Source organism: Streptomyces griseofuscus (assembly GCF_014673495.1).
Taxonomy (GTDB): Bacteria; Actinomycetota; Actinomycetes; order Streptomycetales; family Streptomycetaceae; genus Streptomyces; species Streptomyces murinus.
This window is the reverse complement of record NZ_CP051006.1, coordinates 1,618,653-1,633,886: the sequence shown is the minus strand read 5'-3', so window position 1 is coordinate 1,633,886 and position 15,234 is coordinate 1,618,653. Positions and strand designations below refer to the sequence as shown.

Sequence of the window (15,234 nt, the reverse complement as noted above, 5' to 3'; positions counted from 1 at the left end):
GGATATCTTCGGCGTCCCGCGACCCGCGTATCGCGCCGATTCCCTCCGCGCCGCGCCCCCGTGGCGCGCCCAGCGTGTTTCCCGGAAGATCGGAAGTCGATGAGCACGCCGCCCACCCGAGTCGTCCCCCTGGAGCAGGGCGGTTTCACCAACGCCTATGCCGTGGAGACGCGTCCGGTCCTTTCCGAGGTGCCTCCGGAGCTGGCGGACCGGTTCCTGCTCGTCGCCGAGCTGTCCCGGGTGCGGCGGCCCGCCGAGGCCGTGGTGCTCAGGGTACGCGACCTGACGGTCCGTCATGGGGCGCCCGAGATACCCCTGGTCCTCAAGTGGTACCACCGGCTGCACGCGCCGGGACCCGACGTCGAGCAGGAGCTGCGGGAGCTCGCCGAGGAGGAAGCCCCCCATCTGGAACGGCTCCTGGAGACCGGCGAGGCGCACGGCCACCCCTGGCACCTGTACTGGTCGCACGGCGAGGAGGACCTGGCGGGATACCACGACGACCACCCGGACGGGCTGCGCCCCGAGGTCGTCCAAAGCCTGGTGAGCCAGCTGTACGAAGCCGTCACCGCCCTGCACGAACGGGGCGTCGTGCACCGGGACATCACCCCCGACAACATCATGGTGCAGACCCGCCGCGCGGACACGGCCGACCTCGTCCTCATCGACTTCGGCGCCGCCGTCCACCGGCCCGACGAGGCCGAGGAGCCCCGCACCGACTGGCGGGGCAAGCCCCTCTACCTCGCGCCCGAGGCCGGACTGCTGCGGCAGACCGTCTCCGAGGCCGGCGACTGGTGGTCGCTCGGCATGGTGATCGCCCAACTCGCCCTCGGCAGACACCCGGTCGACTTCCGCCGCGACGAGGAGGTGCTGGCGGAGATCGCCACGCACGACCCCGACCTGAGCGGCATCGGCGACCGCAGGACCCGGCGGCTCTGCGAGGGCCTGCTCACCCGGGCCCCCGAGAAGCGCTGGCACGCCGAGCAGGTGGGGGACTGGCTGGACGGCAAGGACCCCGACGTCGCCCCGCGCACCGACGAGCGGATCTACGGCGACGAGGAGACGCGCCGGGCCATCCGGCCCTTTCCGTTCATGGGCCGGGAGTTCATCGGGACCGACGCGCTCGCCCTGCACCTGGACCAGAACCACGTCTCCGCGGCCCGCATGCTGGCCGCCGCCGACGACCGGGCCCGACTCGTCGAATGGCTTGGCCAGTTCGAGAGCGTCGGCGACCGAAGCCCCGAGGAACTGCGCCGACTCGCCGCTCTGCGGACCGAGTTGGAACGGCCGCCGTCCGTCGGCACCGTGGTACGACTCCTCAACTGGCTCGGCCCCGGCCTCGACGTCTCCTGGCACGGAGCGGACCTGGACGTACGAGGCATGCGGCTGCTGTGCCAGGGGGCCAGGGACGGGCACGTCGACGCCGTCTCCCTGCTCCGGCATCTCGCGGAGCAGCCCGCCGTACTGACCGGGCTCGCCCAGCGGCCCGGCGGCCACGGACTGGACGAGACGGGCCGCGCCTGGCGCACCCTGCGAGCCGGCTGGGAACCCACGGTCAGGGAGCTGCGCGGCCATGAGATCGGCGCCCTCCCCGGCGCCGCGGCGGCCCTGCGGCGGACCGTCGCGGTCGACGCCTGGCTGCTCCAGCTGGCACGCGAACCGGAACGCACCAGGAGCCGGCTCACCGACGACATCCTGCGCAGGCGCGCCCAACTCCCGGAGCGCGTCCCCTGGTTCGACGCACTGCTGGATGCCCGGGAGGACGACCTGCGGCTGCTCGCCGCGCATCTCCTGTACGGCCAGGCCCGGTTCGCGGCCGAGGAGCTCCGACGGCGGCGGCTGGTCCAGGAGACCGACCGGATGCTCGCGGCGGACCAGGCCGGACTCCTCGCCGTACTACGGCGCCTGGACCGGCTGCCCACCCTGGGCTGGGCCCTGCTCGGCGCCACGCTCGTCACGGCACCCTGGACCTTCGTCATCGGCCTCGCCGACGTACTGGGGCGTGCCCCAGAGGACGCGGTCGTGACGGCCTGGCTGGAGGCGCTGCCCGCGGCCGCGTTCGTCTTCGCGGTGGAGCTGTGGACCGCCGCGTACATCGGGCCGCCCTTCTACCATCCGGAGAGATCGCTCGCGGGCCTGCTGATCCGGCACGCGGAACGCCCCGGCCGACTGGCGCGCACCCGGGCCGGCCGCTACATCACGGCGGCGTTGCTCGTGCTCGCGGTCTTCCTCGGCTTCTACGCGATCGTTCTCGCGCCCTGGGTGTGGCCGCTCGCCTCGGCGGTCGCCGTCGCGGTGTGGAGCGTCCGCCGATGCCTGGCCCACCGGCGGTTGCGCCGGCCCCACGACCCGGAGTCCGAGTGGAGCCTGCGCCGACTGCTGGCCTGGTGGCGCGGCCGCCACGAGCGCCGACGCCTGCGGGCCGCCGGACTGCCGCTCGACCCCGAGCCCGAATGGGACCTGCGGCGGCTGCTGACCTGGTGGTGGCGCGGCCGCCACGAGCGCCGCCGACGAGGGCGGGGCAACCGGCTGTACCGATGGAACCCGCGCCGGTTGCCGGCCCGACGACGGGCGCGCCGCGCACAGCGGGCACGGCGGGCAGGGGGCCCGCAGCGGCCCGAGACGACGGTGGGGACGTGGTCCGCCGCGACCGCCGAGACGCGGTCCGCTACGACGGCCGAGAGGCGCTCCGCTACGACGGCCGAGGGGCGCTCCGCTACGACGGCCGAGGGGCGACGGCCCGAGGCGCGTTCCGCCACGACCGTTGAGGCGGAGTCCGGGGCGCGGTCCGCTACGACCGTCGAGGCACGCTCCGAGGCACCGGCCGGGACGATGCCGGGGACAGCAGCCGGTGCGCCGGTCGGTACGACGGAGGAGTCACAGTCCGCGGCGGAGCCCGAGGCGCCAGGCGTGACGACGCCCGCGGGGACGTCCGCCACGACCGTTGAGGCGGAGCCCAGGCCGCGGTCCGCTACGACCGTCGAGGCACGCTCTGAGGCACCGGCCGGGACGATGCCGGGGACAGCAGCCGGTGCGCCGGTCGGGACGACGGAGGAGTCACAGTCCGCGGCGGAGCCCGAGGCGACAGCCGTGACGACGCCCGCAGGGACGTCCGCGCCGCCCGCGACGACGCCTGCGGGCACGCCCTCGACGTCTCCCGCGGCCACGTCCGAGGCCACGCCCTCCGCGGCGCCTGCGACCACCCCCGCCTCGACGCCCGCGAGCACACCCCCCACGACAACCGAGACGACCTCCGCGACCCCGTCCGAGACGGCGGCGGAGACGGAGTCCGAGAGCACAGGAGGACAGGCATGAGTTCGGGTCTCGCCTTCCCGATGGTGGACATGGTGGCGCCCACCGTGGCCTTTCCGCCGCCCCCGCCGCCCGTCGATGCCCAGACGCTGCCGCACACCGGCATGCTCCACACGCACGGCGTGGGCGGTCACCTCTCCTCCCACGCAGGCGACGCGGTCCAGCACCTGGTGCATCAGGCCGGCGACGCCGCGCTCCAGGCGCTCGGCTCGCTCAGCGGGATCCTGCTCGTCGGCCGGGCCGCCCTGCTGACCACCCGGGCGCTCGCCGCCGCGGCGGTACGGGCCGGGGAGGAGCAGCGCTGTCTGGAACGGCAGCAGGCGCTGGCCGCGACGGCCGCCGAGCAGTGGCGGGACGCCGCGTTCGCCGCCGTACGGCTCAACGCCCGCAGGCGCGCCCTGGCGGCCCGGGTGGCCCGGGCCGCCGCCGGGGGCGGCCCGGGCGGGGCCCCGCCGCGCCCCGATCTGCCGCCGCCGCTGGAGCCGGTCGGCGAGCAACTGGGCGCTCTGCGCCAGCAATTGGCGCGTTTCGAGGAGGACCTGCGCCGCGCGGAGGAGCGGCATGCCGCGTGGGAGCAGCAACGCCTCGGCGCGGAACTGCGGTTGGACGAGGGCGACGACGCCTGGCAGGACGCCCTGCGCGCGAGCCGGCGGCGGGCGCTGGACCGGTTCGGCGCTGAGCGCACCGCCGAGGCCGAGGAACGCCGGATGCCCCGGCCGACCGCCGACCGCGGCCCCCGCCCAGGACCGGACGCCGCCGAGGTCCGCGCCGCCGGGGCGGAGATCCTCGGTGGCCTCGACCCCTACGCCGTCTCCGAGGCCGCCGAACTCGCCGCGGGAGCCGTCCGGCACGCCGTGCGCCGCGCGGCCGAGGACCCGCGCAGGGCGCGCATCCATCTCAACGAGGCCCGAAAGTACGTCCGCGACGCCAACAAGGACGCCCGCCTGACCCGGGAGGCCCAGGAACGCGCCGCGCTGCACTACGACTTCCTCGTCTACGAGACCCCGGAGGGCGCCGAGGACCTGGCCCCGGCGCCGAAGGCCGTGGAACTGCTGCGCCGGACCCTGGACGACGCGGTCCCGCTGACCCGCGACGAACTGGAGCTGGTCGAACGCGCCGTGGAGGAGCGGCGCTGCGCGCTGGAGACCATCTATGTACGTGACCAGTGCGCCAGGGCCGTCGAGGAACTGGCCAGGAGGTTCGGCGGGCCCACCGAGGCCGGCCGGCCCGAGGGGCAGGAGATCCGTCTCGACTGGACGCCGGACGGCTGGGAGCCCGATCACTGGCTCAGGGCGACCCTGGCCGACGGCGAGCTGAGGGTCGCGGCCATGTACCGGGGTGGCCCGGAGCGGACCCCCGCGCAGCGCGCCCTCGACGACGCCCGCTGCGCGGAGACCCCCGAACGGCTCGCCGAACTCCAGGCGATCATCAAGGACATGGGGCTCGACATCGAGTTCCAGGTACGGACCGAGGGGGCGCTGCCCGGCATACCGGGGGAGAACGCCGTGTCGCTCGACGAGCCGCTCCGGGGGAAAACCGCCCCGCCGCCGGACGCGCGCGGGGCAGGCCCGCTGCACAAGACCGTCGACGGTGCCGAGCGCCGCCGGGAACACCGTTGAACCGCCGGCACCACTGAGCACCATGCCCGCACGCGGCCCGGTTCCGCGTGCCAGGGGGAGGAACGATGGAACTGTCCAAGGAAGACCGGCTCCCGCCCTTCGTGGAGGAGCTGATCGGCACGCTCGGCGTGCACGCGCAGTACGTCCTGCACGGCAACATCCGCGATCTGCATCTGGTGAACCGGCGCGGCCGGGACCGGTTCCATCCGCTGCTCGACGTGCTGTGGAACCCGCTGCGGGAGATCGGCTACCAGGCGCTGGTGCTCTGCGACCAGGTGGGCGGATTCCATGTGGCGGCCGGGGACGGGGAGACCCGGACCGCCCTGGAGGAACTGCTCCAGGGCCCGCGCGAGTTCCCCGGCCAGAACGCCGCCCAACGCCAGGCGGTGCTCGACCAGATGCGGAACATCACCACCGGCTGGGCGGAGCAGCGCGAGGAGATGCTGCGGGACGGGCGCCGGCTGCGGCCGCTGCGGGTGGCGCTGGTCGTCGACCACGCCTCCCGCCTGCTCACCGACCCGTCCCGGCTGACCCCCGACGAACGGGACTTCTTCCTCGCCTGCCTCAAACTCGCCACCGAGGCCGAGCCGTTGGAGCCCTGGACTGGCAACCCCGTCGTGCCGAACGAGCCGGGCCGGTTCAACCCGGTGATCTGGCTCGCCGAGGGGGAGCGGGACATACCGGGCTGGCTGATCTCCGGCAGCGAGCGGATCCGGGCCGTCGCCGTACCGGAGCCGGACGCGGATGAACGTACGACGATGGCGCGGCTGCTGCGCGAGCGCTACGGCCGGTACGCCGGGAAGGGCTCGGGCGGCGCCGCTGCCTCGTCCGGCGACACCGACGCGGAGGAGGCGGCGCGGTCCGTCGGCGCGTTCGCCCGGGCGGCCACCGGACTGAGCCTGCGGGCCATGGAGGAGAGCGTGAAGCTCGCCCGCTCCCGGGGCATGCCGTTCACCGCCATGCCCGACGCCGTACGGATCTACCGGCTCGGTGTGGAGAAGAACCCCTGGAGCCGGGGCGAGATCCGCCGGCGCATCCTCGACGGCGAGGATCCGGCCAACGAACGGTCCATCCCCCGGCGGGTGTTGGGGCAGGAGGCGGCCGTGGCGATGACCCTGGACATCCTGAAGCGGGCCGCGCTGGGACTCTCCGGGGCGCAGGCCACCAACCCGGGGCACCGGCCGCGCGGTGTGCTGTTCTTCGCCGGGCCGACCGGAACCGGCAAGACCGAACTGGCCAAGGCCGTGGCCTCCGTGCTCTTCGACAGCGACCAGGCGTATCTCCGCTTCGACATGAGCGAGTTCTCGGCCGCGCACTCCGCCGACCGGCTGGTGGGCGCGCCGCCCGGATACGTCGGCTACGAGGCGGGTGGTGAACTGACCTCCGCCGTACGGGAGAACCCCTTCCGCGTCATCCTCTTCGACGAGATCGAGAAGGCCGACAAGGGCATCCTCGACAAGTTCCTCCAGGTCCTGGAGGACGGCCGGCTCACCGACGGCCAGGGGGTCACCACCTACTTCAGCGAGTGCGTGCTCATCTTCACCTCCAACCTCGGCGTCCAGCGCACCGACCCGGACACCAAGGAACGCGAGTGGATCGTCGAACCGGGCACGCCCTACAAAGAGTTGGAGGCCACGGTCAAGGACAACGTCAAGAAGCACTTCGAGCAGGTCATCGGCCGTCCGGAGCTGATGAACCGGATCGGCGGCAATGTCGTCGTCTTCGACTTCATCTCCACGCCGATCGCGGAGCGCATCTTCGACCTCCAAGTGGGCAATATCCAGCGCCAGTTGGCCCAGGGGCACCAGCTCGCCCTGGAGATCGAGGACAACGCCCGGCGCGAACTCCTGGACCACTGCACACGGGACAAGTGGAACGGCGGCCGGGGCATCGGCATGGTGCTGGAGACGCATCTCATCAACCCGCTGGCCCGGGAGCTGTTCGCGGCGCCCGACCTCGGGCCGGGCAGCACGGTCGTGGTGACCGACGTACGGGAGACCGAGAGCGGGCGGGTGGACACCACAGTGGTGATCAAGAAGGGGGCCGTGGATGCCTCAGGCGCCTGACGACCTCGACGAGGAGTACGACGACGAGGACGACTGGGACGTCATCGACCCGGTCGTCAAGGCCCCGCCTCCGCCGCCCCCGCCGCCTCCCGTCGGCGAACGCTGCGCACGGTGTTCCGCCGTCGTCCCCGCCGGAGCGGGCGTGTGCCCCGGATGCCTGAACCCGGTCGGCGCCTCGGGCCCGCAGGCGCGCCGCCTCGCGGGAGGTGTGCTGCGGCTGGTCTTCCGCGGCGGGGGCCGGCACCTCGACGTACCGCGCGGCTCGGAGATCCGGCTGGGGCGCAGCGAGAGCTGGGCCCCCGAGGCGGCCGGACTCATGGCCGACGAGGAGACGGTGTCGGCCCGGCACGCGACCCTCGTGCACACCCCGGACGGGGCCGCCTGGCTGACCGAGGTGCCGCGTGGCGCCAGCAACGGCACCCGGGTCAACGACCGTGTCCTGGTACCGGGTTCCCCGGTCCGGCTGCGCGACGGAGACCGGGTCGACCTCGGCCCGGAGGTCGACTTCGTCGTCCGGGGCATCGAGGAGGAACCCGCTAACGCGGCGCCCTAGCGGAGGGCGGGCAGCACGACGATCAGCCGGACCCGGACCCGGACTGCCCGCCCCCGAGCGCCCCGACCGCCGCCCGCGCCACCTTGATGGCCCCCTTGTTGATCTCGTCCGTCCCCGGCGCCTTCTTGGTGTCGAAGTCGCTGCCGCTGTACGTCACCACGACCAGCGCGTTGGAGACGCGCACCATCACCACGCCCTCGCGGGTCTGCTGCTTGTCCTCGGTGGACAGGTTGACCACGGAGTACGCGCCGTCCCCGAGCCCCGGCACGGTCCCGCCGCCGCTCTTCCGGCTCACCTGCTGCTGGAACTCCTGCTTGGCCTCGTCCGCGGAGCCGCTGATCTCGTAGGAGATGTCGAGCCAGTGGTACGCGTAGCCGTGCAGGGCGTTCCAGGAGCAGGTGCGGCGCAGCTTCGGGTCGGTCGAGGGGATCTCCTTGCCGGCCGGCTTCGCGCCGGGTACCAGGTCGCCGACGATCGAGGCGGACACGGCGGAGCAGGGCGAGGAGGCGGTGGAGTACGTCTTCGCCGCGGCCGAGGCGGAGGGCGCGGCGGAGGACGACGACCGGTCGGGTGTGCTCGCCCCGGACCGGTGCCCGGTGGCCGCCTGGGGCGCGGCGGGGCCGGTGGACAGCGCCCACCCGGCGCAGGCGAGGACCGCGACCGGGGTCAGTCGGGCGGTGAGGGCGAGCGGCAGAGGCAGAGAACGCACGGCGCACATCTCGTGGGAGGGGGGACGGGGACGACAGTGTCACACGACTGCCTGTGCGGTGGAAGCGCGAACCCGCTGGGTGTCCGAGCGGTCACGGACTCACCTTCGGAACGTGCCGCTCCGCCCCTTTTGCGCCTCCAGCCAGCGGCGGGCACCGACCTCGCTCGGGTACTCGCGCACCGTGAGGTGGGCCAGGAACCAGCCGACGCACCAGGCCGCCACCATCGGCATGACCGGGGCGAGCACGAGCAAGAGGCCGCGTCCGGCCGCGACCAGTCCCGGGGTACGCCGGTTGTGGTCGCGCCGCGCGGAGGCGCTGTCCAGCGGGCCGGGCGGATCGAGCAGGCCCGCCCGGTGGTCCCGGCGCTGCTTCAGCCATCCCCAGACCACGGCAATACACGAGCCGGCGATCTGAACCCAGTCCGCCGCCGTCCGCGCGGCCGGCGACCACTCGCTGGTGAACCCGTCGTAGAGACTCAGCGAGAAGAACACCAGGAGAGCCGACACGACGAGGAGACCGAAGGCGATCCAGGCGCGGCGCAGCCAATAGCGGGCGCCGTGCTCGTACCAGGTGGTGCCGAGCTGAGGCAGGGACGGAATCTCGGCTCGGCCTCCCGCCGGACGCGTCTCAGAAGATGCTTTTGACGCCATGCCAGATGTCCTTCCCCATACGTCCGACATCCTTTCCGGTGTCACTGAGCACGTGCCCGGTGCCCACTGCGACGCCGCCGATCACCCCGTGATCGTGGATGTCCTCGCTCCAGTGCTCGTGCAGGGAGTGGTCGATGACCCCGGTCGCGAGAACGGCCGCTCCCACACCCACCGCCGCCACGGCCAGGGCGGGCGCCTCGGCCGGCAGCAAAGCGCCCGCCACGACGCCGCCGACGACCAGACCACCGACGTTGGCTCCCTCGTCGGTGGCGATGGACCGCTGCCAGGACCACCCCTTGTCGTGGTCGTCCTTGGCCTCCAGCAGCCCGCAGGTACCGGCCGCGGCGATGTCCAGCACGGGAAGTTCCTTGAGCACGTCCGGAACCACCTCAAGTCCCTTGCCGAGGCGCAGCGCCTCCGCGGCGTCGACGAGCTTGACGTTCAGGGCGCGGTCGTACGGCAACTTGGTGCTGCCGTGCTCGGCGCGGGCGATGTCGTCCTCCAGCGCGTCGACCTTGGTGACCGCGTCCCGGTAGGCGCTCTTCGCAGGCAGGTCCTTGGGCAGTGCCTTGCCCGCCTTCTGGTACGCCTTGCGCTCGGCGCGCAGCTCCTTCTTGGCGTCCTGTGCCGCCTGCTTGGCGTCGTCGAGTTTCTCCCGCGCCTTCTTGCCACCGGCCCGCGCGTCCTCGGCGTCGTACGCGTACAGCCCGCGCAGCGCGTCGTAGAGGGTGACCTTGTCCCCGGGGGACACGGAGTCGTCCTTCTTGGTCACCTGGTCGTACAGCGCCTGCAACTGTTGCGCCGCCACCAGCCGCGCGTGCTGCGCCGTGTGCAGGATGCCGTTGCGCACCTTCGCGTACTCGTTCATCGCGGAGATGGTCTTCTGGTCGTCCGCGCTCGGAGGATTCGCCGTCATGATCGGCACCGGGGCGCCCTTGGGGTCCGTCGCCACACCCTTGCGGGCCGCGACGTGCTCGGCGTTCTGCAGAGACGTCTCGCACGTGGTGAGGTCGTCGGCGAGCGTCCCGATGATCTCACCGGCCGCGTGGACCAGTTCGGCGAAACCGGCGGCCGTGACCGCGTCCTCGCTCCACATGGAACGGAATGCCTCGGCCGCCTCGCCCTTCCAGCTCGCGTCGCTCGCCAGCTTGTCGACGGCCTTGCTCAGAGGCTTGACCACGCCCTCCAGCTTTTCTTTGGCGTTCTTGTACGTGGTGGCCATGGTGTGGAGGCCGCCGATGTCGCCGCCTACCCAGCTGTCGCCCATCAGTTCCAGTCCTCCGGGGTGAGGTCGGAGAAGAGACCGTGGATGTCGATGTCGTGGCGGTGGAAGGAGTCCCGTGCATAGGCGGCCTTGTCGCTGTGGTCGTCCATGCGGTCGGCGAGCCCGGTGTGCAGGGCGATGACGAGGTCGGCGACCTCCTTGATCGCGGAGTCCAGTGCCGGGTCGCCGCCGCTGACGATGGCCGGGGACACGTCCGGGGCGAGCTTGCGGTAGTCGCCGGCCTGGTGGTGGAAGGTCTTCGCGAGCGTGCTGAGGTCGTCGTAGATGACCTTGAAGTCGGCCGTCACCGGCGTACCTCCTGTACGTAGGCGGCCAGGTCCTCCGGCCGCCAGTTGGGTTCTCCGGGCGCGAGTCGCGGGTCCAGCAGGACCGTCACATCCTGGTCGGCCACGCCCTCGGCCAGCGGGCCGAGCGAGGTGGCCGCCCAGGGCTGTGCCTCGCCGAGCGCCTCGACCAGTTTCTCCAGCGTGGTGAAGGCGAGAGCCGCCATGCCGTGCGCGGGATGCTCGAAGAGCTCGAAGACGACGAACGGGACACGCGCCGGGCGGCCGTCCGAGCCCGTGGCCACGACGGACCTCGGATGCGCCGGCACGAACACCGGCGTGTGGTAGGCGGGTACTCCCGGCCGGGGTACGGGCCGGTCGTCCGAGGCCGCGCGCGGTGCGGGCGCCGACTCCGCCAGGTCCGACAAAGCCGAACGCCTCGGTCGCGCTCCCTCCTCCGGAAGCCCTCCGCCCGGCGGTCCAGGCTCCGCCTCCACGAAATCGAGCAGGCGTGAACGTATCGGCGCCGTCACCGCCGTCACCTCTTCCCCGTGGTCGTGCATGGCCGATTCAGGCCCGACCACGGTAGCCAGCGGACGGCGGGGCAAATCCGGCTTTGTCGGGGCCGGTGACCTGGACATGCACGGAACCCATACACCGGCTTGATCGGGGCATGGGCATGCCTTGACCCGCCCCTGAATCGTGCCGCTGCGTGAGGGAGCGGTTACGGCACCCGGGCGGTCCACTCCCCGGTGGTGAACTTCGTCCGCGCCAGTTCCCTGGCCCGCGCCAGCTCCTCGTCGGTGACCTTGCCCGGTGCGAGGCCGTAGCGCGCGCGGAAGGAGTCGATCATGCGGTCGATGACGGCCTCACGGGCCAGCCCGGTCTGCCGGCGCAGCGGGTCCACCCGCTTCTTCGCGCTCCGTGTCCCCTTGTCCGACAGCTTCTCCCGGCCGATGCGCAGTACTTCGGTCATCTTGTCGGCGTCGATGTCGTACGACATGGTCACGTGATGCAGCACGGCGCCCGGGCCGCCGCCGGGTCCCACGACCCGCTTCTGCGCAGCGCCCGCGATCTTGCCCTGCTCGGTGGCGATGTCGTTCAGCGGCTGGTACCAGGCCCGGATGCCCATGTCGGCGAGCGCGGCCAGCACCCAGTCGTCCAGATAGGCGTAGCTGTCCTGGAAGGACAGGCCGTGCACCAGGGACTCGGGCACCGACAGGGAGTACGTGATGGTGTTGCCGGGCTCCACGAACATCGCGCCGCCGCCGGAGATCCGCCGCACCACCTCGATGCCGTGGCGGGCGGCGCCGTCCGGATCCACCTCGTTGCGCAGCGACTGGAAGCTGCCGATGATCACCGCGGGGGCGCCCCACTCCCACACCCGCAGCGTCGGCGGGCGCCGGCCCGCGGCCACCTCGGCGGTCAGCACCTCGTCCAGGGCCATGTGCAGGGCCGGGGACTGGGGGCCCTCATGGATCAACTGCCAGTCGTAGTCGGTCCAGTCGGTGGCGTGCGCCAGCGCGCGGCGCACCGCGATCGCGATGCCCTCCGCCGTCAGCCCGTACATCACCGTGCCCGCGGGCAGCGCCGCCTCGATCCGCGCGGCGAGCCCGGCCGCGTCGGTGCCCGCGGGGGCGCCCTCCAGCGCGCCGTTCACCGCGTCCAGCGCTTCGTCCGGCTCCAGGAAGAAGTCCCCCGCCACCCGGACGTCGCGCAGCACGCCGCCGTCCGTCTCCACATCCACGACGATCAGCTTGCCGCCGGGCACCTTGTACTCTCCGTGCACCGTCTGGGCCTCCGTTTCCCTCAGCGTGATCAACGCACCGCCGCCCCGGGGTGTTCCCCGCGGGCCGCTGCGCCCAGGCTCCGTCAAAACGGTGTCAAGGTCCTCGGGCGCGCCGCCAAGGAAGCGCTAACGGCCGCACCGCCCGCCGTGCCCGGCCGCTTCCTTGGGGGAAGGAACCCTCCCGTGCGGGGAGCCGGATCAGGAGCGGAGCGCGTCGGCGGCGATGAGTGACGTACGGCCCGGACGACTGAAGGTCTACCTCGGCGCGGCCCCCGGGGTCGGCAAGACCTACCGGATGCTCGACGAGGGGCGGCGCCGTGCCGCCCGCGGCGCGGACGTGGTGGTCGGCTTCGCCGAGTGCCACGGCAGGCCGCGCACCGAGGCGATGCTCGACGGCCTGGAGCACGTCCCCCGCGCCGCCTGCTCCTACCGGGGCGGCCGGTTCGAGGAGATGGACCTGGGCGCGGTCCTGGCGCGGCGCCCGCAGGTGGCGATCGTGGACGAGTGCGCGCACAGCAACGTCCCCGGCGAGGGCCGCAACGCCAAGCGCTGGCAGGACATCGAGATCCTGCTCGCCGCCGGCATCGATGTCGTCACCGCGCTCAACATCCAGCACCTGGAGTCCCTCAACGACGTGGTCGAGAAGATCACCGGAGTGCCGCAGCACGAGACCGTCCCCGACGAGGTGGTGCGCCGCGCCCGGCAGATCGAGCTGGTCGACATGCCGCCCGAGGGGCTGCGCCGCCGGATGGCGCACGGCAACATCTACCCGCCCGAGGCCATCGACGCGGCGCTCGCCAACTACTTCCGGCCCGGCAATCTGACGGCGCTGCGCCAACTGGCGCTGCTGTGGGTGGCCGACCGGGTGGACGAGGCGCTCCAGGAGTACCGCTTCCGGCACGGCATCGGGCGGGTCTGGGAGACCAGGGAGCGGGTCGTCGTCGCGCTGACCGGCGGCCCCGAGGGCGACACCCTGGTACGGCGGGCCGCCCGCATCGCCGACCGGTCCGCGGGCGGCGACCTGCTCGCCGTGCACGTGGCCCGCAGCGACGGGCTCGCCGCCGGGGTCTCGCACGCCTCGCTGGCCCGGCAGCGGCGGCTGGTGGAGGACCTGGGCGGCAGCTACCACTCGGTCGTCGGCGACGATGTGGCCGCCACCCTGGTGGAGTTCGCCCGCGCCGAGAACGCCACCCAGCTGGTCCTCGGCACCAGCAGACGGGGCCGGCTCGCGCGCTTCCTCACCGGGCCCGGCACCGGAGAGACCGTCACCGTGCTGTCCGGCGACATCGATGTGCACCGCGTCACCCATGAGCGGGCCGGGCGCGGCACCCTGCTGCCGTCCCGGCGGCGCACCCTGTCCCCGGCCCGGCTGATCGCGGGACCGGTGGCAGGGCTGGTGCTGCCGGTGCTGCTCACCGCCGTACTCGCCCAGCTGCGCGGCACCCTCAACCTCACCAGCGAGGCCCTGCTGTTCCTGCTCACGGTGGTGGGCGTGGCCTGCATAGGCGGGGTCGCCTCGGCGGTGATCGCGTCGATGACGGCGTCCCTGCTGCTCAACTACTGGTTCATCCCGCCCGTCGGCGCGTTCACGCTCGCCGAGCCCAACGCCCTTGTGGCGCTCGCCGTGTTCGTGGTCGTCGCGGCCGTGGTGGCCGCCGTCGTGGACCGCTCCCTGCGCCTGTCCCGGCGTTCGGCGCGGGCGACGGCCGAGGCGGAGACCATGTCCTCGCTGGCGGGCAGCATCGTGCGCGGCGAGGCGACCATCCCGGCGCTGCTGGAGCGCACCCGGGAGACGTTCGGCATGGACTTCGCGGACCTCCTGGACGAGCCGCCGGACGCGCCCGGGGTGACCGCCGTACCGGCGGGACCCGGCGCCTTCCTCGCGCTGCGCGGCCGTACCCTCTCCTCGTCCGAACGGCGGGTGCTCGCCGCGTTCGCCGCGCATGTCGGCTCGGCCGTGGAGCGGGCCCGGCTGGCCGAGGCGGCGGCCGAGGTGGAGCCGGTGCGGGCCGCGGACCGGCTGCGCACCGCGCTGCTGCGGGCCGTCGGCCACGATCTGCGCACCCCGCTGGCCGCCGGCTGGGCCGCCGTCACCTCCCTGCGCGGCCGCGACGTGGCCTTCTCCACCGAGGACCGCGAGGAACTCCTCGCCACCGCCGACGAGTCCATGGCCAAGCTCAACCGCCTGGTGGAGAACCTGCTCGACCTCAGCCGCCTGGAGGCCGGGGCGCTCACCCTGAACCTGCGGGAGACCTCGCTTGAGGAGGTGCTGCCGATCGTCCTCGCGGACGAACCGGGCGCCGAGGCGGCGGACCTGGAGGGGATCCCGCCGGTGCTGGCCGACCCACCGCTGCTGGAACGGGTGCTGGCCAACCTGGTCGGCAACGCCGCGCGGCACTCGCCCGCCGGGAAGAAGGCGCTGATCACGGCCAGCGCCCTGGCCGGGCGGGTGGAACTGCGGGTGGTCGACCGGGGTCCCGGCCTCCCCGCCGACGGCCGCGAGCGCCTCTTCGAGCCCTTCCAGCGCCTCGGCGACACCGACAACACCACCGGCCTCGGCCTCGGTCTCGCCCTGGCCCGCGGCCTGACCGAGGCGATGAACGGCACGCTGAGCCCGGAGGACACGCCCGGCGGGGGACTCACGATGGTCGTCTCGCTGCCGGTCGGGGGCCGCGCCGAGAACACCGCACACATCCACGGCACGGACCGGCCCCGGCAAGGAAGTTGCACACCACCACGGTGACGGACGACGGCAGCGGGCGGTCGGGCGGCACACCCGGAGCCCGGACGACGACGACCGGACGGGCGCGGCGCCGGACACCTCGGGACCGGTACGCGGCTGGTCGGGGGCGTGGCCGTGCCGATCCGTCAACGTCCCGTCAAAACAGGCACGTCGAGCGCGAAGAAGGCGACAGGAGAGGTCGGCGGGGGCGGGGGAGCGGGCAGACGCTGGGTGCCCTCGCGCGCCCCCGTCCCGGCGCGCGGCCGAA

Annotated in this window: 11 protein-coding genes; 5 read left to right on the top strand and 6 right to left on the bottom strand. The window is 73.2% G+C overall.

The annotated features are described in order from the left end of the window. The first annotated feature begins 99 nt into the window (after window positions 1-99). The 4 genes from HEP81_RS07145 (at window position 100) to HEP81_RS07130 (ending at window position 7,547) form a co-directional block, all read left to right on the top strand. Window positions 100-3,312 (top strand): protein kinase domain-containing protein, encoded by a 3,213-nt coding sequence (locus HEP81_RS07145; protein WP_051850418.1) that lies wholly within the window; start codon window positions 100-102, stop codon window positions 3,310-3,312. Then, on the top strand, window positions 3,309-4,928 hold the full coding sequence (locus tag HEP81_RS07140) for a hypothetical protein (protein WP_037659517.1): 1,620 nt from the start codon (window positions 3,309-3,311) through the stop codon (window positions 4,926-4,928). Before HEP81_RS07145 ends, HEP81_RS07140 begins: the two co-directional genes overlap by 4 nt. 65 nt (window positions 4,929-4,993) lie before the next feature. Next, window positions 4,994-6,994, top strand: a complete 2,001-nt coding sequence (locus tag HEP81_RS07135; protein ID WP_051850419.1) for an AAA family ATPase — start codon at window positions 4,994-4,996, stop codon at window positions 6,992-6,994. Further along, window positions 6,978-7,547 carry an FHA domain-containing protein gene (locus HEP81_RS07130; protein ID WP_078967548.1) on the top strand — a complete coding sequence of 190 codons (570 nt, stop codon included), beginning with the start codon at window positions 6,978-6,980 and terminating at the stop codon, window positions 7,545-7,547. The genes HEP81_RS07135 and HEP81_RS07130 overlap by 17 nt, the downstream gene beginning before the upstream one ends. Window positions 7,548-7,569: 22 nt before the next feature. Here HEP81_RS07130 and HEP81_RS07125 read toward each other — a convergent pair whose 3' ends face one another. The 6 genes from HEP81_RS07125 to HEP81_RS07100 form a co-directional block, all read right to left on the bottom strand. Continuing rightward, complete coding sequence (locus tag HEP81_RS07125; protein WP_037659579.1) at window positions 7,570-8,256, bottom strand: hypothetical protein; 687 nt, start codon at window positions 8,254-8,256, stop codon at window positions 7,570-7,572. Window positions 8,257-8,355: 99 nt separating this feature from the next. Further along, on the bottom strand, window positions 8,356-8,907 hold the full coding sequence (locus tag HEP81_RS07120) for a hypothetical protein (protein WP_037659520.1): 552 nt from the start codon (window positions 8,905-8,907) through the stop codon (window positions 8,356-8,358). Beyond that, on the bottom strand, window positions 8,885-10,174 hold the full coding sequence (locus tag HEP81_RS07115) for a WXG100 family type VII secretion target (RefSeq protein ID WP_037659522.1): 1,290 nt from the start codon (window positions 10,172-10,174) through the stop codon (window positions 8,885-8,887). Before HEP81_RS07115 ends, HEP81_RS07120 begins: the two co-directional genes overlap by 23 nt. Then, window positions 10,174-10,479, bottom strand: coding sequence for a DUF6317 family protein (locus HEP81_RS07110; RefSeq protein ID WP_037659524.1), 306 nt, complete (start codon window positions 10,477-10,479; stop codon window positions 10,174-10,176). Before HEP81_RS07110 ends, HEP81_RS07115 begins: the two co-directional genes overlap by 1 nt. Next, complete coding sequence (locus tag HEP81_RS07105; protein ID WP_051850420.1) at window positions 10,476-10,883, bottom strand: SAV_915 family protein; 408 nt, start codon at window positions 10,881-10,883, stop codon at window positions 10,476-10,478. Before HEP81_RS07105 ends, HEP81_RS07110 begins: the two co-directional genes overlap by 4 nt. A 296-nt stretch (window positions 10,884-11,179) precedes the next feature. Continuing rightward, window positions 11,180-12,244, bottom strand: coding sequence for a lipoate-protein ligase LplAB (locus tag HEP81_RS07100; RefSeq protein ID WP_037659526.1), 1,065 nt, complete (start codon window positions 12,242-12,244; stop codon window positions 11,180-11,182). A gap of 223 nt (window positions 12,245-12,467) precedes the next feature. On the opposite strand from HEP81_RS07100, the gene HEP81_RS07095 reads away from it, so the two are divergent. Further along, window positions 12,468-14,987, top strand: coding sequence for a sensor histidine kinase (locus HEP81_RS07095; RefSeq protein ID WP_037659527.1), 2,520 nt, complete (start codon window positions 12,468-12,470; stop codon window positions 14,985-14,987). The last annotated feature ends 247 nt before the right edge of the window (window positions 14,988-15,234 follow it).

Bases quoted from the DNA above. Each gene is read 5' to 3' on its own strand.
- HEP81_RS07145 (WP_051850418.1), top strand. From the start codon at position 100: ATGAGCACGCCGCCCACCCGAGTCGTCCCCCTGGAGCAGGGCGGTTTC.
- HEP81_RS07140 (WP_037659517.1), top strand. From the start codon at position 3,309: ATGAGTTCGGGTCTCGCCTTCCCGATGGTGGACATGGTGGCGCCCACC.
- HEP81_RS07135 (WP_051850419.1), top strand. From the start codon at position 4,994: ATGGAACTGTCCAAGGAAGACCGGCTCCCGCCCTTCGTGGAGGAGCTG.
- HEP81_RS07130 (WP_078967548.1), top strand. From the start codon at position 6,978: ATGCCTCAGGCGCCTGACGACCTCGACGAGGAGTACGACGACGAGGAC.
- HEP81_RS07120 (WP_037659520.1), bottom strand. From the start codon at position 8,907: ATGGCGTCAAAAGCATCTTCTGAGACGCGTCCGGCGGGAGGCCGAGCC.
- HEP81_RS07115 (WP_037659522.1), bottom strand. From the start codon at position 10,174: ATGGGCGACAGCTGGGTAGGCGGCGACATCGGCGGCCTCCACACCATG.
- HEP81_RS07095 (WP_037659527.1), top strand. From the start codon at position 12,468: ATGAGTGACGTACGGCCCGGACGACTGAAGGTCTACCTCGGCGCGGCC.